The 19,843-nt window shown below is 65.9% G+C and carries 18 protein-coding genes, 1 other RNA gene and 1 pseudogene; 9 read left to right on the plus strand and 11 right to left on the minus strand.

Annotated features, from left to right (window positions below):
- The 8 genes from ssrA to VL129_RS13370 all read right to left on the minus strand — a co-directional run.
- Positions 1-123, minus strand: a transfer-messenger RNA (tmRNA) gene (gene ssrA, locus VL129_RS13335); the annotation flags it as partial.
- 110 nt (positions 124-233) lie between these two features.
- On the minus strand, positions 234-566 hold the full coding sequence (locus VL129_RS13340; protein WP_325413475.1) for a hypothetical protein: 333 nt from the start codon (positions 564-566) through the stop codon (positions 234-236).
- Between the two features lie 58 nt (positions 567-624).
- Positions 625-885 (minus strand): hypothetical protein, encoded by a 261-nt coding sequence (locus tag VL129_RS13345; RefSeq protein ID WP_325413477.1) that lies wholly within the window; start codon positions 883-885, stop codon positions 625-627.
- Between the two features lie 110 nt (positions 886-995).
- Complete coding sequence (locus VL129_RS13350; protein WP_325413478.1) at positions 996-3,806, minus strand: FAD-binding and (Fe-S)-binding domain-containing protein; 2,811 nt, start codon at positions 3,804-3,806, stop codon at positions 996-998.
- Complete coding sequence (locus tag VL129_RS13355; RefSeq protein WP_325413479.1) at positions 3,803-4,474, minus strand: LutC/YkgG family protein; 672 nt, start codon at positions 4,472-4,474, stop codon at positions 3,803-3,805. Before VL129_RS13355 ends, VL129_RS13350 begins: the two co-directional genes overlap by 4 nt.
- A gap of 1 nt (position 4,475) precedes the next feature.
- Complete coding sequence (locus tag VL129_RS13360; protein WP_325413480.1) at positions 4,476-5,915, minus strand: LutB/LldF family L-lactate oxidation iron-sulfur protein; 1,440 nt, start codon at positions 5,913-5,915, stop codon at positions 4,476-4,478.
- Positions 5,912-6,733, minus strand: a complete 822-nt coding sequence (locus tag VL129_RS13365) for a (Fe-S)-binding protein (RefSeq protein WP_325413482.1) — start codon at positions 6,731-6,733, stop codon at positions 5,912-5,914. Before VL129_RS13365 ends, VL129_RS13360 begins: the two co-directional genes overlap by 4 nt.
- Positions 6,734-6,799: 66 nt before the next feature.
- On the minus strand, positions 6,800-8,494 hold the full coding sequence (locus VL129_RS13370) for an L-lactate permease (protein ID WP_325413484.1): 1,695 nt from the start codon (positions 8,492-8,494) through the stop codon (positions 6,800-6,802).
- Positions 8,495-8,756: 262 nt separating this feature from the next.
- Between VL129_RS13370 and VL129_RS13375 the strand changes: the two genes are divergently transcribed.
- The gene (locus tag VL129_RS13375) at positions 8,757-9,536 is read left to right on the plus strand and encodes a GntR family transcriptional regulator (RefSeq protein ID WP_325413486.1); all 780 of its coding nucleotides are present in this window, start codon (positions 8,757-8,759) and stop codon (positions 9,534-9,536) included.
- Between the two features lie 12 nt (positions 9,537-9,548).
- On the opposite strand, the gene smpB is transcribed toward VL129_RS13375, so the two are convergent.
- Positions 9,549-10,031 carry an SsrA-binding protein SmpB gene (gene smpB / locus VL129_RS13380; protein WP_325413488.1) on the minus strand — a complete coding sequence of 161 codons (483 nt, stop codon included), beginning with the start codon at positions 10,029-10,031 and terminating at the stop codon, positions 9,549-9,551.
- Between the two features lie 171 nt (positions 10,032-10,202).
- Here smpB and VL129_RS13385 point away from each other — a divergent pair, with 171 nt between their 5' ends.
- Entirely contained in the window at positions 10,203-10,637 is a 435-nt protein-coding gene (locus VL129_RS13385) for a type II toxin-antitoxin system RatA family toxin (protein WP_325413490.1), read from the plus strand.
- Complete coding sequence (locus tag VL129_RS13390; RefSeq protein ID WP_325413492.1) at positions 10,630-10,941, plus strand: RnfH family protein; 312 nt, start codon at positions 10,630-10,632, stop codon at positions 10,939-10,941. The genes VL129_RS13385 and VL129_RS13390 overlap by 8 nt, the downstream gene beginning before the upstream one ends.
- 11 nt (positions 10,942-10,952) lie before the next feature.
- On the opposite strand, the pseudogene VL129_RS13395 reads toward VL129_RS13390, so the two are convergent.
- Positions 10,953-11,312: pseudogene (locus VL129_RS13395) on the minus strand (outer membrane protein assembly factor BamE); the annotation flags it as partial.
- 94 nt (positions 11,313-11,406) lie between these two features.
- On the opposite strand from VL129_RS13395, the gene fur reads away from it, so the two are divergent.
- On the plus strand, positions 11,407-11,811 hold the full coding sequence (gene fur, locus VL129_RS13400) for a ferric iron uptake transcriptional regulator (RefSeq protein ID WP_325413494.1): 405 nt from the start codon (positions 11,407-11,409) through the stop codon (positions 11,809-11,811).
- A 159-nt stretch (positions 11,812-11,970) separates the two neighbouring features.
- Here the strand turns inward: fur and recN are convergent, their stop codons facing one another.
- Positions 11,971-13,644 (minus strand): DNA repair protein RecN, encoded by a 1,674-nt coding sequence (recN, locus tag VL129_RS13405; protein WP_325413496.1) that lies wholly within the window; start codon positions 13,642-13,644, stop codon positions 11,971-11,973.
- A gap of 163 nt (positions 13,645-13,807) precedes the next feature.
- On the opposite strand from recN, the gene grpE reads away from it, so the two are divergent.
- The 5 genes from grpE to carA form a co-directional block, all read left to right on the plus strand.
- Complete coding sequence (gene grpE, locus VL129_RS13410) at positions 13,808-14,371, plus strand: nucleotide exchange factor GrpE (RefSeq protein WP_325413498.1); 564 nt, start codon at positions 13,808-13,810, stop codon at positions 14,369-14,371.
- 97 nt (positions 14,372-14,468) lie between these two features.
- Positions 14,469-16,385, plus strand: coding sequence for a molecular chaperone DnaK (dnaK, locus tag VL129_RS13415; RefSeq protein ID WP_325413500.1), 1,917 nt, complete (start codon positions 14,469-14,471; stop codon positions 16,383-16,385).
- 119 nt (positions 16,386-16,504) lie between these two features.
- Positions 16,505-17,632, plus strand: coding sequence for a molecular chaperone DnaJ (gene dnaJ, locus VL129_RS13420; protein WP_325413503.1), 1,128 nt, complete (start codon positions 16,505-16,507; stop codon positions 17,630-17,632).
- A 74-nt stretch (positions 17,633-17,706) separates the two neighbouring features.
- Positions 17,707-18,510 carry a 4-hydroxy-tetrahydrodipicolinate reductase gene (gene dapB / locus VL129_RS13425; RefSeq protein ID WP_325413507.1) on the plus strand — a complete coding sequence of 268 codons (804 nt, stop codon included), beginning with the start codon at positions 17,707-17,709 and terminating at the stop codon, positions 18,508-18,510.
- Positions 18,511-18,705: 195 nt separating this feature from the next.
- Positions 18,706-19,843: glutamine-hydrolyzing carbamoyl-phosphate synthase small subunit (carA, locus tag VL129_RS13430; RefSeq protein ID WP_325413505.1), on the plus strand; the 1,138-nt coding region annotated here is incomplete at its 3' end.

A 19,843-nucleotide genomic window follows, 5' to 3' on the forward strand; every position in this document is an offset into this window, starting at 1 on the left:
GGCGGCCAGAGCGTAGTTGTCGTCGTTGGCAACTATGAATTGTGGCAGCGAATTTACGAGAACTGTCACCTACTCGGCATGCCCCTCAAGTTTCATTACCGGCGTCGAATCCTAATCGGCCCCAGGTGTCGCTAGAAAGGTCCGGCGCAGTCTACGCCAATTGCGCAGCTGCGTCGAACCTCTTGTCGCGTGAGCCTTAGATGGAGGCGGCTGACGGTTTTTCAAGGGCGCCGTCAGTCCGCGCCGCCGCTACCACCACTGGTTCCCGAGCCGGAGCCGTTGCCTTGCCGATAGGAGTCATCCATGGCCTTGAGGGCACGTTCGCTGGCGGCCACGCAGCCCTTGGTGTCGCCGCGCGCCTGGGCTTCGCGCGCCTGCTCCACGAACATTTTGGCTTCGGTGGCCCAGCTATGGGCGGTGGGATTGGCCGTAGTGGCCCAGCCGTCCGAGGTGGGATTGGGCATTCCGGAATCGAGTTTCTGCAGGTTCTCCGCACAGCGGTCCGCATCCGCAAAAGCGGGCGCGGCGAAGCAACAGGCAACCAGCAGCAGGATGGTCGGTTTCATGGGATCTCCGGAGGGGTCGGCCACGACGGCGGCTCCGTTACGCCAGGCCGATCCGGGTTCATTCCTTCATGGGGGCGCTGTTGAGCATCTGCATGGCCTGGTCGACTGTGCTGAGGCATTCCGACATGCGGTCGGCATCCTTGTACTCCTCGGCCTGGTCACGCAGCTTGTCGATCTTGTCTTCTTCGACATCGGTCAGCTCGCGCTGGTCCATGGCCTCGTCCAGCTGGTCGAGGCGGGCCTCGCACTGGTTGTCGGCGGCGAAGGCGGCGGGCGCGAACAGCAGGGCGGCGGAGATGAACAGAGCGGGACTTTTCATGGAGGTTCCTCGCGTGTGGGGTCCGCAAGGGTTGACGCGTCGAACGGCCGGGGGTTCCGCCGGGGGGATGATCGTAACGGTCGCCGCCCGGCCTTCCCTGGCCGTAAGCGTCAGGACACTCTGGCCCGCGTGACCCGGTCGACCAGATAGACCAGCCCGTGGTAGTCGATGCCGGATTGGCTCGACAGGCCGATTTCGCAGGTGCGGCTGGTGGAGACCCCTTCATGACACTGCTGCACCGCGTCCTTCAGTGTGCGCAGCGCGTGGGCGTTGAGTTCCGGCTGGCTGAAGCCCTTGTCGCCGGCGAAGCCGCAGCAATGGATGCCTTCCGGGATGACCACCTGCTCGGTGCAGCGCCGCACGATGTCGATCAGCCCCTGCGCCTCGCCCAGGTGCTGGGTGCTGCAGGTCACGTGCACGGCCACCGGCTCGCGCTGCGGCACGAACTCCAGGCGTTCGAACAGCTGCTCGCGGATGAAGCGCACCGGGTCGTGGACGTTCAGCCGGGTATCGGCCAGGTCCTGCACCAGGCGCAGCGTGCAGGGGCTGGTGTCGCAGTAGATCGGGTCGAGGCCGCCGCGACTGGCCTTGAGCAGCGCATCCAGGGTTTCCCGCTTCTTGCGCTCGCCCTGTTCGGCGTAACCCTTGGAAGCGAACGGCTGGCCGCAGCACAGGTTGTCCAGCGCCTCGGGGAACACCACCTGGAAGCCGGCCTTTTCCAGCAGGGCGCGGGTCCGGTCGATCAGCGGGGTCTGCTCGGCGTCGCCGAACGCCGGGCCCATGGCTCGCGACACGCAGGCCGCCAGGTACACCACGCGCGGCCGGCTGTCGTCGCTGGCGGGGGTGATGGCGATCGGGCTGACCGGCTGCGGCATGGCCGGCGTCCACGCGGGCAGGCGATTGCCGGACAGTCGGCGCAACCCGGCGCTGGTGCGCGCCAGCAGCGGCGCGCCGAGCAGGCGGCGCGCGCCATTGGCGGCGGCCAGGGTCAGGCGTGTGCCTTTCAGGGCAGCGGCGAAATGCTCGGCCAGCCAGTCGGCGGTGCCACGATGGTCCGCCGTGGCGGCGCGCAGCTTGCGCACCAGGTCGCCGGTGTTGATGCCGACCGGGCAGCGCTGCGCGCACAGCCCGGTGGCGGCGCAGGTATCGATGCCGTGGTAGCGGTAGGCGCGCTCCAGTTCCGTGGTGTCGACGCCGGCGCGCTTTTTCGCCTGGATGTCACGCCAGATGACGATGCGCTGGCGCGGCGTCAGGGTCAGCCCGTTGGACGGGCAGACCGGCTCGCAGAAGCCGCACTCGATGCACTTGTCGACGATCTCGTCGGCGGCCGGCAGCGGCTTGAGGTGCTTCAGGTGGATCTGCGGATCCTCGCTGAGCACCACGTCGGGGTTGAGGATGCCGCGCGGGTCGAGCAGGCGCTTGATCGCCCACATCAGCTGGTAGGCTTCGCGGCCCCATTCCAGCTCGACGAACGGCGCCATGTTGCGGCCGGTGCCGTGCTCGGCCTTCAGCGCGCCGCCGAACTCCACCGCCACCAGCTGCGTCACGTCCTCCATGAAGGCCGCGTAGCGGGCCTTCTCCGCCTCGCTGTCGAAGCCCTGGGTGAACACGAAGTGCAGGTTGCCCTCCAGGGCATGGCCGAAGATGATCGCCTCGTCGTAGTGGTGACGGTCGAACAGTTCGAGCAGGCGGTTGACGCCCTCGGCCAGCTGTTCGACCGGGAAGGTGACGTCCTCGATGATCACCGTGGTGCCGGTGCGGCGCACCGCGCCGACCGCCGGGAAGGTGTCCTTGCGGATCTTCCACAGTTGGTTGTAGACCGCCGGGTCCTCGCTGAAGGCGACCTGGCGCTCCACCGGGAAACCGTCGAGGGCGGCCATGATGTGCGCGATCTGCTCGTGCAGCAGCGACTGGCTGGCGGCGCGCGATTCGATCAGCAGCGCGCAGGCCCCGGCGGACAGCGCCTTCACCCAGTCCGGCATGCCGGGCTTGTCCTGCACCGAGCGCAGGCTGCGGCGGTCGAGCAGTTCCACCGCGGAGACCGGCTGCTGGCGCAGCACCGGCACGGCGCGGCAGCAGCTTTCCACGTCCGGGAAGACGATCAGCGCGCTGGCCTTGTGCGGATGCTCGGGCACGGTGTGGTAGGTCACCGCGCTGATGAAGCCCAGCGTGCCCTCCGAGCCGACCATCAGGTGGGCGAGGATGTCGAGCGGATCGTCGTAGTCGACCAGGGCGTTGAGCGAGTAGCCGGTGGTGTTCTTCAGCCGGTACTTGTGGCGAATCCGCTCGGCCAGCGCGTTGTTGGCGCGCGTTTCCCTGCCCAGTTGGGCCAATTGTTCGAGCAGCGCCGCGTGGCTGTGCCGGAAGGCGGCGACGCTGGCCGGATCTTCCGTGTCCAGCACGGTGCCGTCGGCCAGCACCAGGCGCAGGCCGGCGAGGGTCTTGTAGCTGTTCTGCGCGGTGCCGCAGCACATGCCGCTGGAGTTGTTGGCGACGATGCCGCCGATCTTCGCCGCGTTGATGGAGGCCGGATCGGGGCCGATCTTGCGGCCCAGCGGCGCCAGCACGGCGTTCGCGCTGGCGCCGATCACGCCCGGCTGCAGGCGGATCTGCGCGCCGCCGTTGCGGATCTCGCGGCCGTTCCAGCGTTCTCCCAGCACGATCAGCACCGAGTCGGAAATCGCCTGGCCGGACAGGCTGGTGCCGGCGGCGCGGAAGGTCACCGGCACCTGCTCGGCCGTGGCCAGCCTGAGCAGCTCGATCACTTCGGCTTCGGACTCGACGCGCACCACCAGTTGGGGAATCAGCCGGTAGAAGCTGGCGTCGGTGCCGAACGCCAGGGTGGACAGCGGGTCGTCGAACAGCCGCTCACGGGGAATCAGCGCCTCGACGGCGCGACGAAAGGCGACGGGCAGGCTCATGCGTCCTCCAGGATCAGCACGATCAGATCCTTCGGTCCGTGGGCGCCGTAGGCCAGCACCTGCTCGATGTCGGCGGTCTTCGAGGGGCCGGAAACCAGCAGGGCGTTGGTCGGCATGCCGCCGGCCCACTGCTGTTGCTGCTGCACCTCGTAGAAGTTGTCGTACACCTCGCTGGCCTTGAGCAGGGCGAAGTGCACCGGCGGCACCAGGCTCATCAGCCGCGGCTCGGCGCGGGTCGGCCAGAGGATCAGGCTGCCGGTGGCGGCGATGGCGCCCAGGGTGCCGGTCAGGCTGGCCGGGGTGTCGTTGAACAGCTCGGCTTTCCATTCCTCGATCGGGCGATCGTAGGCCTTGAGGGTCGGCGCGGCGTCGCGGCCGGCGAAGTGCTCGGTGAGCTGCTGGCCCCAAACGGTGCTCGGGGCTATCAGCAGGCTGCCCAGTTGTTTCTCCGTCAGCAGCCGTTCCAGCAGCGCCGGCCAGGCGGCCAGGGTGGTCAGGTGCGTTTCGGTGTGCACCGCTTCCATCAGCTGGCGCAGGCGGGCGACACGCTGCTCGGCCGGGTAGCGCCAGGGCTCGGTCACCAGGGCCACGTCGAAGTCGTCGGCGATCGGCTGGGTGCCGGCCAGACTGTTGCGCAGCTTGGCGAGGATGTTGGCTTTGGCAGACATGTCACTTGCCCTCCAGATGCTGTTTCGCCAGTTCGTGCAGCGAACGGGCCGCCGGTTTCGGGGCGGCGTGGTTCTGCGCCCAGGGGCCGATGTTCGGCGTCAGGCTGCGCAAGCGGGTGGCGAAGAAACCGAACAGCCGATAGAGCAGCGGCGAGGTGTTGAGCAGTCGCCAGCCCTGCCACATCAGGCGCTCGGTGGCGGAGTACTTGCTGCCCTGGCCGCGCATCACGCGGTGCGGGTCGTCGGGTTTCTTGATGTTCTCCTCGCGCAGGCGACGCAGCAGCGCGGGGATCGGAATCTTCACCGGGCAGACCTCGCCGCAGGCGCCGCACAGCGACGACGCGGAGGGGTGGTCCGGGGTGTTTTCCAGGCCCATCAGGTGCGGCGAGATGATCTTGCCGATCGGCCCCGGGTACACGGTGCCGTAGGCCTGGCCGCCGATGCGCGTGTACACCGGGCAGTGATTCATGCAGGCGCCGCAGCGGATGCAGTTCAGCGTCTGGCGCAGTTCGCCGTCGGCGAAGGCCTGGCTGCGGCCGTTGTCCAGCAGCACCAGGTGCACTTCCCGCGGGCCGTCCAGCTCGTCGGCCTGGCGCGGTCCGGAGATCATGTTGACGTAGGTGGTGATGCCCTGGCCCAGCGCCGAGCGGGTCAGCAGCGAGAGCAGCGGCACCACGTCGCGCAGGTTCTCCACCACCTTCTCGATGCCGGTGACGGCGATGTGCACCGGCGGCACGCCGGTGGACATGCGGCCGTTGCCTTCGTTTTCCACCAGCAGCAGGGTGCCGGTCTCGGCCACGGCGAAGTTCACCCCGGACACACCAATGTCGGCCGCGAAGAACTTCTCGCGCAGCACGCGGCGGCCGGTCTGGATCAGCGTGTCGACGTCCTCGGTGTAGTCGATGCCGAGTTTGTCGCGAAACAGCGAGCCCACCTGGCGGGCGTTCTTGTGGATCGCCGGCATGATGATGTGGGTGGGCTTCTCGTGGTCGAGCTGGATGATGTACTCGCCCATGTCGGATTCCAGGGCTTCGATGCCGTGGCCTTCGAGGAAATGGTTCATCTCCATTTCCTCGCTGACCATCGACTTGCCCTTGATCACCTGCTTGGCCTGGTGCGCCTCGGCGATGGCCAGGACGATGGCGTTGGCCTCGTCGACGGTCTCGGCCCAGTGCACCTTCACGCCGTTGCGGGTCAGCTTGGCTTCCAGGCGCTCCAGCAGCTCGGGCAGCTTGGACAGCGCGCGGGCGCGCACATGGTTGCCCAGCTCGCGCAGATGCTCGCGCTCGTAGTCGTCGGGCATCGAGGCCAGGCGCTTGGCCATCAGCGAGTCCATGGCCGAGCGCATGTTGCCGCGCAGCTGGCTGTCGCCCAGCGCCTGGCGGGCGTTGCGCTTGAGGTCGCGACTGCTCAGCTCGACCACGGGGATACGCTGGTTCATGGACGACCTCCGGTGCGCTGCCAGAGGAAACTGGCCAGGTGCTGGCCGCGCAGCGGGCTGTCCTGCAGTTCCAGCGAGCCGTTGATGTTCATCAGGCAGCCGCAGTCGGCACTGATGACCTGCGCGGCGCCGGAGTCCTGCAGGGCGCGGGTCTTGTCGCGCACCATCGCCCCGGAGATGTCCGGCATGCGCACGCTGAAGGTGCCGCCGAAGCCGCAGCATTCGCTTTCGTGGTCGTGCTCGACGCGCTCGACCCGCTGCAGCTGGGCCAGCAATTCACGGCCGTGCAGGTGGGTGTTCATCTCGCGGCGCGCCGAGCAGGAGGTGTGCAGGGCGACCTGGACCGGTTCGCCCTGGTCCTGCAACTCGACCCTGCAGACATGCAGCAGGAACTCGGCCAGCTCGAAGGTGCGCTCGGCCAGCGCCTTCACCTGCGCCAGGGTCTCGGGCTCGTCCTTGAACAGCTCCTGATAGTGATGGCGCAACATGCCGGCGCAGGAGCCGGACGGCACCACCACCGGCCAGTCGTTGGCGAACAGCGCCAGTTGCGCGCGCGCGACCTTGCGCGCTTCCTCGGTGTAGCCGCTGGTGTAGGCCGGTTGGCCGCAGCAGGTCTGCTCCTGGGGAAAGTGCACGCGCAGGCCTTCGCGTTCGAGCAGGCGGATGGCGTCCAGGCCGGCCTCGGGGAAGAACAGGTCGACCACACAGGTGCCGAACAGGTACACCTGCCGCGGCTTGGCCGGATACTGGCGCGGGGTGGGCAGCGGCGGCGCCACGCGGGTGGCGTTGGGGGCTGCGTCGTAGAAGAGTTCGCTCATCGGCTTGGCCCGGTTGAGTGTTGCGGGGGACCTGTCCGCCTTGGGCGGAACAGGTCCGGTTATGCCTTACACGCCGACCAGCGGGTCGGTGATGCCCAGCACGTAGATCGCGATCAGGGTCAGCAGGCCCGAGATCAGCAGGTAGTACAGGGTCGGCCAGATGGTGCGGCGCAGGGTGGTGCCCTCGCGGCCCAGCAGGCCCACCGTGGCGGAGGCGGCCACCACGTTGTGGATCGCCACCATGTTACCCGCGGCGGCGCCGACTGCCTGCGCGGCGACGATCATCGCACTGGAAACGCCCAGGCTGGTGGCCACGCCGAACTGGAACTGGCTGAGCATCATGTTGCTGACCGTGTTGGAGCCGGCGATGAAGGCGCCCAGCGCACCGATGGTCGGCGCCAGCACCGGGTAGATGCCGCCCACGCTGTCGGCCACGAAGCGCGCCATGGTGATCGGCATGCTGGCCAGCTCGGCGCCGTTGACGCCGGAGTTGATCAGGATCCGCACCATCGGCACGGTGAACAGCAGCACGAAGCCGGCGCCCAGCAGCACCTTGCTGGATTCGCCCAGGGCCGCGCCCAGTTCACGGACCTTCATGCCGTGCAGGAAGAAGGTGGCCAGCACCACCAGCACCAGGATGCCGCCCGGCAGATACAACGGCATGAAGTCGGCCTTCACGCCGGCCTCGCCGAGTATGTTGGGGAACACCAGTACCACGGATTTCATGAAGGCGCCGACTTCCGGCACGGTGCGGCTGAGCACCAGCAGGGCGCCGACCAGCACGTAGGGCAGCCAGGCGCGCAGGGTGCTCATCGGCTTGGCGGTCAGTTCGTCGAGCTTCATTTCCACGCTGCCGAGCCATTCGCTGGGCCATTCGCGGGCATCGGCGAAGTCCCAGGTCTTCTTCGGCACCAGGAAGCCCAGGCGCGCGGCGACGGTGACGATGGCCAGGCCGATCAGGCCGCCGAGCAGCGAGGGGAATTCCGGGCCGAGGAAAATGCCAGTGAAGGCGTAGGGCACGGTGAAGGCCAGGCCGGCGAACAGCGCGAACGGCAGGGCCTCGAAGCCGGCCTTCCAGCTTTTTTCCTTGCCGAAGAAGCGCGTCAGCATCAGCACCATGATCACCGGCATCAGGGTGCCGGTCAGTGCATGCAGAATCGCCACTTCACTGGTGATCAGCTGCAGGAAGGCGTCCCAGCTGGATTGCTGGGCGACCAGTTGGGCGCCGATGGTGGCGGTATCCAGGCCGCCGTTGATGCCGATGATGATCGGCGTGCCGACCGCGCCGAAGGATACCGGCGTGCTCTGCACCATCATGCCGAGCATCACGGCGGCCAGCGCCGGGAAGCCGATGGCCACCAGCAGCGGGGCGGCGATGGCGGCCGGGGTGCCGAAGCCGGAGGCGCCTTCGATGAAGCAGCCGAACAGCCAGGCGATGATGATGGCCTGGATGCGACGATCAGGGCTGATGGTGGCGAAGCCCGCACGGATCGCGGTGATGCCGCCCGAATGCTTGAGGGTGTTGAGCAGCAGGATGGCGCCGAAGATGATCCACAGCACGCCGGCGGTGATCACCAGGCCCTGCAGGGTGGACGCCAGCACGCGGTTGAAGCTCATGTCCCAGACGAACAGCGCGATGCCGGCGGTGAGCAGGAACACCAGCGGCATGGCACGGCGTGCCGGCCAGCGCAGGCCGATCAGCAGAATGGCGGCGAGCAGGATGGGGGAAAAGGCGCACAGGGCGAGCAGTCCGTTCGACATGGTCAGGCTCCTTGCGCGACACGCAGGCCGAAGGCTGCGGAAGTGATTTGCTGATGCATAGGCAGAGTCCTCATTGTTGTTTTTGTAAAGTGGTAATACCAATTAGGCGGTGCGAGTGCTCAGGCTACGCATTGGGGGTTTATCGCGTCAATTCTGTGCGGATAGACGTAGGTCGTAGAAAGCGACCTTGCGAGGGGCCTTGGGGAGTGGTTAGGCTTTGATCCGACGAAAAGTGGTCAGGCCAATTTTGCGGAGAGCGAGTGTGGAGCTAAACAAGGTGCGCCAGCGTCGGCTGGCGGACGACATCGTGGCCCAGCTGGAAGCGATGATCCTTGAGGGAACCTTCAAGGTGGGGGAGCGGCTGCCGGCCGAGCGGGCGCTGGCGGAGCAGTTCGGCGTGTCCCGGCCGTCCTTGCGCGAGGCGATCCAGAAGCTGGTCGCCAAGGGCTTACTGACCAGTCGGCACGGTGGCGGCAACTATGTGGCGCAGACGCTGGGCAGCACCTTCAGCGACCCGCTGCTGCAGCTGCTGGAGAACAACGAGGATGCCCAGCGCGATCTGCTGGAGTTCCGCCATACCCTGGAGGGCAGCTGTGCCTACTACGCGGCGCAGCGGGCCACGGAGGTGGATCGCCAGCGGCTGACCGAGGCCTTCGAAACGCTGCAGGCCTGCTATGACCGTGATGTTGCCTGCCGCACCGAGGAGGGCGCCGCCGATGCCGGTTTCCACCTGGCGATTGCCGAAGCCAGCCACAATGCGGTGCTGCTGCACACCATGCGCGGGCTGTTCGATCTGCTCAAGCGCAACGTGGTGACCAATATCGGCGGCATGTATGCGCTGCGCGACGAGACCCGGCAGATGCTGATGAGCCAGCATCGCGAGCTGTACGAAAGGATCATGGCGCGCCAGGCCGAGCAGGCGCGCGAAGTGATTCACCGGCACATCGACTATGTGCAGGAAGTGCTGGCGGAGGGGAGGGAAGAGGCGCAGCGGCTGGCGCGTGCCCAGCGCAGGCGCCGGGAGCGGCCCCTGCTCGCCTGAGGCAGGGGCGGGTCAGGCGTCCTTGCCCTTGCTGCGCATGGCGCGCTGGACTTCGCGGTCGGCGTCACGCTCCTTCTCGGTGTGGCGCTTGTCGTATTCCTTCTTGCCCTTGGCCAGGGCGATCTCGCACTTGACCAGGTGCTGCTTCCAGTACAGCGACAGGGCGACGCAGGTGTAGCCCTTCTGCTGGACGCCGCCGATGATCTTTTCCAGCTCGCGGCCGTGCAGCAGCAGCTTGCGGGTGCGCGTCGGGTCGGCGATCACATGGGTGCTGGCGGTCTTCAGCGGCGTGATATGGCAACCCATCAGCCAGGCCTCGCCATCCTTGAGCAGGATGTAGCTGTCGACCAGCTGGGCCTTGCCGGCACGCAGGCTTTTGACTTCCCATCCGGCCAGGGCCAGGCCGGCCTCGAACTTCTGTTCGATGAAATAATCGTGCAGCGCCTTTTTGTTCTGCGCGATGCTGCCCTGCTGTTGTTTCTTTTGCTTAGCCATAGGGCGCGCATTATAGGGACTGGCGGTTGCGCTGGCGACTGTCCGCGCAGCTTTTCGGGCAGGCCTGCCGTTGTGACCGGGCGCATAAAACTTGAGGGGGCAAAACGAATCCCCGACAATGCGGCCTGTTACGCGCACCCTCCGGGTGCCGGTCCGCAATGAAGGCTCTGCATGACGACGCATATTCAACGCTCGGCGCTGCTGCCGTACCCGGCGCAGGCGCTGTACGACCTGGTCAACGATGTTGCGAGCTATCCGCAGTTTCTGCCCTGGTGCTCGGCCAGCGAGGTGCTGGAGAGCGACGCCAGTCAGATGCGCGCCAGCCTGACGGTGGCCAAGGGCGGCGTCAGCCAGCGTTTCATCACGCGCAACCAGCTGGTTCCCGGCGAGTCCATCGTCATGGATCTGGAGCAGGGGCCGTTCAAGCAGCTGCACGGTGTCTGGCACTTCAAGGCGCTGACCGACAAGGCCTGCAAGATCAGCCTGGACCTGGCCTTCGATTACGATGGCCCGCTGATCAAGGCGACGCTGGGGCCACTGTTCAACCAGGCGGCCAATACGCTGGTCGATGCCTTCTGCCAAAGGGCCAAGCAACTCCATGGATAAGTCGAATCAGATCACTGTCGAGATCGTCTACGCGCTGGCCGAGCGCCAGAAGCTGCAGCGCCTGAGCGTGCCGGTGGGCACCACGGTGCGCGAGGTGGCGCTGCGCTCGGGGCTGGATGCCCTGTTTCCCGAGGTGGATCTGCGCACCTGCCCGCTGGGCATCTTCGGCAAGGCGGTAGCCAAGCCGGAGGATCGGGTCGTGGAAGAGGGCGAGCGCGTGGAAATCTATCGCCCGCTGATCGCCGATCCCAAGGAAGTGCGCAAGCAGCGCGCCGCGAAGGCGGCGCAGGCGAAGGCGGAATAGGCCTAGTTGTTGCCCAGGATGGCTTCGTCGCGGCTCTGGCCGGGACGGAAGTCGCCGGAGATGGTGGTCAGGCGGTCCTGGGCATCGAATTCCAGACTGACGCGCTCCTGGCGCCGCTCACCGCCGCCCGGCTGGATGCTGTACAGGTAATCCCAGCGGTTGGTATGGAAGGTGTCGGTGATCAGCGGGTTGCCCATGATGAAGCGCGCCTGGCGGCGGGTCATGCCCGGACGCAACTGGTCGATCATGTCCTGGGTCACGACATTGCCCTGCTGGATGTCGATCTTGTACACGCCAGGGAAAGAACAGCCGGCAACTGCCAGGAATGCCGTCAGGCTGAAACTGGAAAGCAGGAGCTTGGTGTTTTGCATCGGGAGCTGACTTCCACTATCGTGGCCGGGACTTTCAAGGCTCCGGATCATACCCGCATGACGGATGCTACGAAACAGAGCATGAGAAACTGACATGGTAGAAAACAACGATTTGCGCAAGGTTGGCCTCAAGGTCACCCTGCCTCGCGTGAAGATCCTGCAGATGCTGGATACCGCCGATCAGCGCCACATGAGTGCCGAAGATGTCTACAAGGCACTGATGGAGGCGGGCGAGGATGTCGGCCTGGCCACCGTCTACCGGGTGTTGACCCAGTTCGAGGCGGCCGGCTTGGTGACGCGTCACAATTTCGATGGCGGCCATGCGGTCTTCGAGCTGTCGGATGGCGAACACCATGACCATATGGTCTGCGTGGAAACCGGCGAAGTCATCGAATTCATGGACCATGAAATCGAAAAGCGCCAGCGCCAGATCGTTGCCGAGCACGGCTACGAGCTGGTGGATCACAACCTGGTGCTGTACGTGCGCAAGAAAGACTGACTGACGCGCAACGGTTCCAACAAAAAAGGCGACCTCAGGGTCGCCTTTTTCATTTGGCGCGTTGGCACAGCGCCCTGTGGGAGCGAATTCATTCGCGAGCTTCTGGGTGAGGCCTGCACAAAGAGCTCGCGGACAAGTCCGCTCCCGCGAAGCTCGGCCTTATTCCTGCGCGTTGGCCAGCAGCTTCGCGGCGTGGGCCAGGGATTCGTCGGTGAGGTCGACCCCGCCGAGCATGCGCGCCACTTCCTCGATGCGCTGCTGGCGCTCCAGATGCGCCACGGCGGTGCTGGTGTCCGAACGGCCGCGCTGCTTATGCACGAACAGATGCTGATGACCTTGGGCGGCGACCTGTGGCAGGTGGGTCACACAGAGTACCTGGCCGCGCTCGCCCAGGCGGCGCAGCAGCTGGCCGACCACTTCGGCGGTCGGGCCGCCGATGCCGACGTCCACTTCGTCGAACACCAGCGTCGGTACGCGCGAGGTCTGCGCGGTGATGACCTGGATGGCCAGGCTGATGCGTGACAGTTCGCCCCCGGAAGCCACCTTGGCCAGGGCGCGCAGCGGCTGACCGGGGTTGGCGCTGACCAGGAACTCCACCTGCTCCAGCCCGGCCGGATGGGGTTCGTCCGTGGCGTTGGCCCGCAGCTCGATCTGGAAGCGTCCGCCGGGCATGCCCAGGCGCTGCATCTCCACTTCCACGGCCTTGCTCAGTTCGCTGGCGGCCCGTTGACGCAGTGTGCTGAGTTCCTCGGCCTTTTCCTGATAGTGACGGGCATAGGCCGCCAACTCCTCGGTCAGGCGCTCCTGGGCCTGGTCATCGGCGTTCAGGCCTTCCAGTTCCTCCAGCAGGCGCTGCTGCAGTTCGCCCAGCTCGCCGGGCTGCACGCGATGCTTGCGCGCCAGGGTGTAGATGCTGTCCAGGCGCTCCTCCAGCTGCTGCTGGCGCTCGGGATCGGCGTCGAAATGGTCGATGAAGCGGTTCAGCTCGCCGATGGCTTCCTCGACCTGGATCTGCGCGCTGGCCAGCAACTCGACCGCGCTGGCCATGGCGCCGGCGTTCGGGCTGAAGGCGGTCAGCCGGTTGAGGCTGGCGTTCAGTGCGGACAGCACGTTGCCGGCGTCGCTTTCGCTACACAGGTCCAGCACCTGGCGGCAGGCGCCGAGCAGGTGTTCCGCGTTGCTCAGGGTCTTGTGTTCTTCTTCCAGCTGCTCCAGTTCATTTTCGCCCAGCGCCAGCGCTTCGAGTTCCTCGAGTTGATAGCTGAGCAACTGGTGACGGGCGCGCTGTTCGTCGCCGCTGCTGGAGACTCGTTCCAGCTCCTGGCGGGTCTGCCGCCAGCGCTGGGCGGCGAGCAATACCTGACGGGCCAGCTCGCCGGCGCCGGCATAGGCATCCAGCAGGCGACGGTGGGTATCGGTCTTGAGCAGCGACTGGTGTTCGTGCTGGCTGTGGATGTCGATCAGCAGTTCGCCGAGCGCCTTGAGGTCGCCCTGCGGGCAGGGCGTGCCGTTGATGTAAGCGCGCGAACGGCCTTCGGCGGTAATCACCCGACGCAGGATGCACGGGCCGTCCTGTTCCAGGTCGCGCTCGCGCAGCCAGGCCTGGGCTTCGGGAATTCGCGCGACATCGAAACTGGCGAGAATGTCCGCCTTGTCGGTGCCGGGACGCACCACGCTGCTGTCGGCGCGATCACCCAGGGCCAGGCCGAGGGCATCGAGCATGATCGACTTGCCGGCGCCGGTTTCGCCGGTGATCACGCTCATGCCGCCGCGCAGTTCCAGATCCAGTTGATCGACGATGGCGTAGTTGCGAATGGACAGATGGACCAGCATGGAAGGCTCCCCAGGTTCGCCAGGCTGGCTATTTATACAGTGGTCGGTGAGTCGCCTTCAAGCATTTCTCCGCGCCCCCTTGAAGAAGGTTCCGCCGTCCCCATATAGGGCTGCAATCGGCGCCGGCCCGGCCGGCATCCTTTCGTCTAGAGGAGATTCCCCAATGGTGGATGAACAGAACCTGGAAAACCCCAACGCCGAACCGTCCGCCGGTGAGCCGGACAGCGAGGCGTTGCAGGCGCGCGTGCTGGAGCTGGAAGAGCAGCTGGCCGCCGCCCAGGATCAGGTGCTGCGCAGCGCCGCCGACATGCAGAACGTGCGCCGCCGCGCCGAGCAGGACGTGGAAAAGGCCCACAAGTTCGCCCTGGAAAAATTCGCCGGCGATCTGCTCGCCGTGGTCGACAGCCTGGAGCGCGGCCTGGAGCTGACCCGTCCGGACGACGAAGCCAGCAAGGTGGTGCGTGAAGGCATGGAGCTGACCCACAAGCTGCTGCTCGACAGTCTCAAGCGCCATCAGCTGGAACAGCTCGATCCGCAGGGCGAGCCCTTCAATCCCGAGCATCATCAGGCCATGGCCATGGAAGAAAGCGCCACCCTGGAGCCCGGCAGCGTGCTCAAGGTGTTCCAGAAGGGCTACATGCTCAACGGTCGCCTGCTGCGCCCGGCGATGGTCGTGGTCAGCAAGGCGCCGGCCGACACGCCGTCTTCGATCAACGAAAAGGCTTGAAATCCATCGGGCCGACCCCATCTGTTTCACCAAGCACATTTGAGCCGCGGCGGCCCTGGCGGGGACGCAGGCACCACCCGATTCTGGAGAATTGAAAATGGGAAAAATCATCGGTATTGACCTGGGGACCACCAACTCCTGCGTCTCCATCCTGGAAAACGGCACCGCCAAGGTCATCGAGAACGCCGAAGGCGGTCGTACCACGCCGTCGATCATCGCCTACACCAACGATGGCGAAATCCTGGTCGGTCAGTCGGCCAAGCGCCAGGCGGTCACCAACCCGCACAACACCCTGTTCGCCGTGAAGCGCCTGATTGGTCGTCGCTTCGACGAGGACGTGGTGCAGAAGGACATCAAGCTGGTCCCCTACAAGATCATCAAGGCCGACAACGGTGACGCCTGGGTGGACGTGAAGGGCCAGAAGATGGCGCCGCCGCAGATCAGCGCCGAAGTGCTGAAGAAGATGAAGAAGACCGCCGAAGACTACCTCGGCGAGCCGGTCACCGAAGCGGTGATCACCGTGCCGGCCTACTTCAACGACAGCCAGCGCCAGGCCACCAAGGACGCCGGCCGCATCGCCGGTCTGGACGTCAAGCGCATCATCAACGAACCGACCGCCGCGGCCCTGGCCTACGGCATGGACAAGTCGCGCGGCGACCACACCGTGATCGTCTATGACCTGGGCGGCGGTACCTTCGACGTCTCGGTGATCGAAATCGCCGAAGTCGACGGCGAGCACCAGTTCGAAGTGCTGGCCACCAACGGTGACACCTTCCTGGGTGGCGAAGACTTCGACATGCGCCTGATCGACTACCTCGTCGATGAATTCAAGAAAGAGTCGGGCATGGACCTCAAGGGCGACCCGCTGGCCATGCAGCGCCTGAAGGAAGCCGCCGAGAAGGCCAAGATCGAGCTGTCCTCCGCTCAGCAGACCGACGTCAACCTGCCGTATATCACCGCAGACCAGACCGGTCCGAAGCACCTGAACGTGAAGATTTCCCGCGCCAAGCTGGAGTCGCTGGTCGAGGATCTGGTGCAGCGCACCATCGAGCCGTGCCGCACCGCGCTGAAGGACGCCGGCATCGACGTGGGCAAGATCGACGAGGTGATCCTGGTCGGCGGCCAGACCCGCATGCCGCTGGTGCAGAAGACCGTTGCCGAGTTCTTCGGCAAGGAAGCACGCAAGGACGTCAACCCGGACGAAGCCGTGGCCATGGGTGCCGCCATCCAGGGCGCCGTGCTCGCCGGTGACGTGAAGGACGTGCTGCTGCTGGACGTCACCCCGCTGACCCTGGGCATCGAAACCCTGGGTGGCGTGATGACCCCGCTGATCGACAAGAACACCACCATCCCGACCAAGAAGTCGCAGGTGTTCTCCACCGCCGATGACAACCAGGGCGCGGTGACCATCCACGTGCTGCAGGGCGAGCGCAAGCAGGCCGCGCAGAACAAGTCGCTGGGCAAGTTCGACCTGGCCGACATTCCGCCGGCGCCGCGCGGCGTGCCGCAGATCGAGGTCACCTTCGACATCGACGCCAACGGCATCCTGCACGTGTCCGCCAAGGACAAGGCCACCGGCAAGCAGCAGTCGATCGTCATCAAGGCCAACTCCGGCCTGTCGGATGATGAAATCGAGCAGATGGTGCGCGATGCCGAGGCCAATGCCGAGGAGGACCGCAAGTTCGAGGAACTGGCCACCGCGCGCAACCAGGGTGATCAGCTGGCCCACGCCAGCCGCAAGATGATCACCGAGGCCGGCGACAAGGCCACCGCCGAGGAGAAGTCCGCCATCGAAGCCGCCATCGCCGCGCTGGAAGTCGCCATCAAGGGTGACGACAAGGCCGAGATCGAGGCCAAGATGAACGAACTGTCCCAGGCCACTGCGCCGCTGGCGCAGAAGATGTACGCCGAGCAGGCCCAGGCCGAACAGGCTCAGCCGGCCGACGGCAAGGCCAAGGATGCCGGTGACGACGTGGTCGACGCCGAGTTCGAAGAGGTCAAGGACAACAAGTAAACGTCACGTTTGCTTCCGCCTCATGCGCGTGACTCCGGTCGCGCGCCCCTGACTCGCCACGCGGGAGCCCTCTCCCGCGTTGGCGTGTCTGGAGGGTGTGTCAGAGGAATCCGAGAGAAATGGCGAAACGAGACTATTACGAAGTACTGGGTGTCGAGCGGGGCGCCGACGAGGCCGAGCTGAAGAAGGCCTACCGGCGCTTGGCGATGAAGTACCACCCGGATCGCAATCCGGACGACAAGGCGGCGGAAGAGAAGTTCAAGGAGGCCAACGAGGCCTATGAAGTGCTCTCCGATGCCAACAAGCGCGCAGCCTACGATCAGTACGGCCACGCCGGCGTCGATCCGCAGATGGGCGGCGCCGGTGCGGGCTTTGGCGGCGGCGCCAGCTTCTCCGACATCTTCGGCGATGTGTTCAGCGACTTCTTCGGTGGTGCCCGTGGCGGTCAGCGCGGGGGTCCGCAGCGGGGCAGCGACCTGCGCTACACCCTGGAGCTGAGTCTGGAAGAGGCGGTGCGCGGCACCACGGTGACCATTCGCGTACCGACCCTGGCCAACTGCAAGACCTGTGGTGGATCCGGGGCCAAGAAGGGCAGCAGCCCGACCACCTGCAGCACCTGCGGCGGCATCGGTCAGGTGCGCATGCAGCAGGGCTTCTTCTCGGTGCAGCAGACCTGCCCGCGCTGCCATGGCAGCGGCAAGATGATCACCGACCCCTGTGACGACTGTCACGGCCAGGGTCGCGTCGAGGAACACAAGACCCTGTCGGTCAAGGTGCCGGCCGGTGTCGATACCGGTGACCGCATCCGCCTGGCCGGTGAAGGCGAGGCCGGCGCCCAGGGTGGTCCGAGCGGCGACCTGTACGTGGTGGTCAACGTGCGCGAGCACGACATCTTCCAGCGCGACGGTCGCGACCTGTACTGCGAGGTGCCGATCAGCTTCGCCGACGCGGCGCTGGGTGGCGAGCTGGAAGTGCCGACCCTGGACGGCCGGGTCAAGCTGAAGATTCCGGAAGGCACCCAGACCGGCAAGCTGTTCCGCCTGCGCGGCAAGGGGGTGACCCCGGTGCGCGGTGGCTCCGCCGGCGACCTGATGTGTCGGGTGGTGGTGGAAACTCCGGTCAAGCTCGACAAGCGTCAGCGTGAGCTGCTCGAAGAGTTCCGGCGCAGCCTGCAGAGCGACAGCTCCCATTCGCCCCGGGCCAGCGGCTGGTTCGAGGGCATGAAGCGGTTCTTCGACGACCTCTAAACGGGCTGGAAGGGAAAGCCGGGAATCCCCCGGCTTTCCCTTCCAGCTTCCAGCTTCCAGCTTGGAGCTTCTGGATTATGCGAATAGCAGTGATGGGCGCCGCCGGGCGCATGGGCAAGAACCTGATCGAGGCGGTCCGCCAGGCGGAAGGCGCCGAGCTGGCCGCCGCCATCGACCGGCCCGACAGCAGCTTGATCGGCGCCGACGCCGGCGAGCTGGTCGGCCTGGGTCGCCTGGGGGTAACGCTGAGCGGTGATCTCGCCGCCGCCGTGGACAGTTTCGATGTGCTGATCGATTTCACCCACCCCAGCGTGACCCTGAAGAACCTGGAGATCTGCCGCCCGGCCGGCAAGGCCATGGTCATCGGCACCACTGGCTTCTCTGCCGAGGAAAAGCAGCTGCTGGCCGAGGCGGGCAAGCAGATTCCCATCGTCTTCGCCGCCAACTTCAGTGTCGGTGTCAATTTGTGCCTGAAGCTGCTCGACACGGCCGCCCGGGTGCTCGGTGACGAGGTGGACATCGAGATCATCGAGGCGCACCACCGCCACAAGGTCGATGCGCCGTCCGGCACCGCGCTGCGCATGGGTGAAGTCGTCGCCGAGGCGCTGGGCCGCGATCTGCAAAAAGTCGCCGTCTACGGACGCGAAGGGCAGACCGGCGCGCGGGCCCGGGAAACCATCGGCTTCGCCACCGTGCGCGCCGGTGATGTGGTCGGCGACCACACCGTGCTGTTCGCCGCCGACGGCGAGCGGGTGGAAATTACCCACAAGGCGTCCAGTCGCATGACCTTTGCCAAGGGCGCCGTGCGTTCGGCATTGTGGCTGCAGGGACGAGCGCCGGCGCTGTACGACATGCAGGATGTGCTGGGTCTGCGCTGATCGGCCACGCATCGGGTCGCGCGGCGGCCTGCGGTTTCGGGTAGACCGAAAAAGGCCGTTTCTGTATGATTCGCGCTTTAGTGTGTCCACTAAAGTTACGCAGATGGCCGAATTCAAAAAAGCGGGGTGACCTTTACACGTCATCCCGCTTTTTTACAACCTGCGTACGCACCAGGCAGATTTACCGGAGGTCTCTTGACTACGCCAGCCACTACGCCAGCGATCCTGGCCCTTGCTGATGGCAGCATTTTTCGCGGCGAATCCATCGGCGCCGATGGGCATACCGTCGGCGAGGTAGTGTTCAACACCGCCATGACCGGCTATCAGGAAATTCTCACCGATCCGTCCTATGCCCAGCAGATCGTTACCCTGACCTATCCGCACATCGGCAACACCGGCACCACGCCGGAGGACGCCGAGTCCGATCGGGTCTGGGCCGCTGGCCTGATCATCCGCGACTTGCCGCTGCTGGCCAGCAGCTGGCGCAACAAGCAGCCGCTGGATGCCTACCTGAAGGCCAACGGTACCGTGGCCATCGCCGGGATCGATACCCGCCGGCTGACCCGCATCCTGCGCGAGAAGGGCGCCCAGAACGGTTGCATTCTGACCGGTGCGGACGCCACCGAAGAAAAGGCGCTGGAACTGGCGCGCGGCTTCCCGGGCATGAAGGGGCTGGACCTGGCCAAGGTGGTCAGCACCCAGGCGCCTTACGAATGGCGCTCCTCGGTGTGGTCGCTGCAGACCGACAGTCACCCGGAGATCCCCGCCGAGCAGCTGCCGTACCACGTGGTGGCCTACGACTACGGCGTGAAGCGCAACATCCTGCGCATGCTGGTCGAGCGTGGCTGCCGGGTGACCGTGCTGCCGGCCCAGGCGCCGGCCAGCGAGGCCCTGGCGCTGAATCCGGACGGCGTGTTCCTGTCCAACGGCCCTGGCGACCCGGAGCCGTGCGACTACGCGATCAAGGCCATTCAGGACATCCTGGAAACCGATATCCCGGTGTTCGGCATCTGCCTGGGTCACCAGTTGCTGGCCCTGGCCTCCGGTGCCAAGACCGTGAAGATGGCTTGCGGTCACCACGGCGCCAACCACCCGGTACAGGACCTCGACAGCGGCGTGGTGATGATCACCAGTCAGAACCACGGTTTCTGCGCCGATGAGGCCACGCTGCCGGCCAACCTGCGCGCGACCCACAAGTCGCTGTTCGACGGTACCCTGCAGGGCATCGAGCGCACCGACAAGGTCGCCTTCAGCTTCCAGGGGCACCCGGAAGCCAGCCCTGGCCCGCACGACGTGAGCTATTTGTTTGACCGATTTATCACGCTGATGGCCG

It is taken from the genome of Pseudomonas sp., from assembly GCF_035497915.1.
Lineage (GTDB): Bacteria > Pseudomonadota > Gammaproteobacteria > Pseudomonadales > Pseudomonadaceae > Serpens.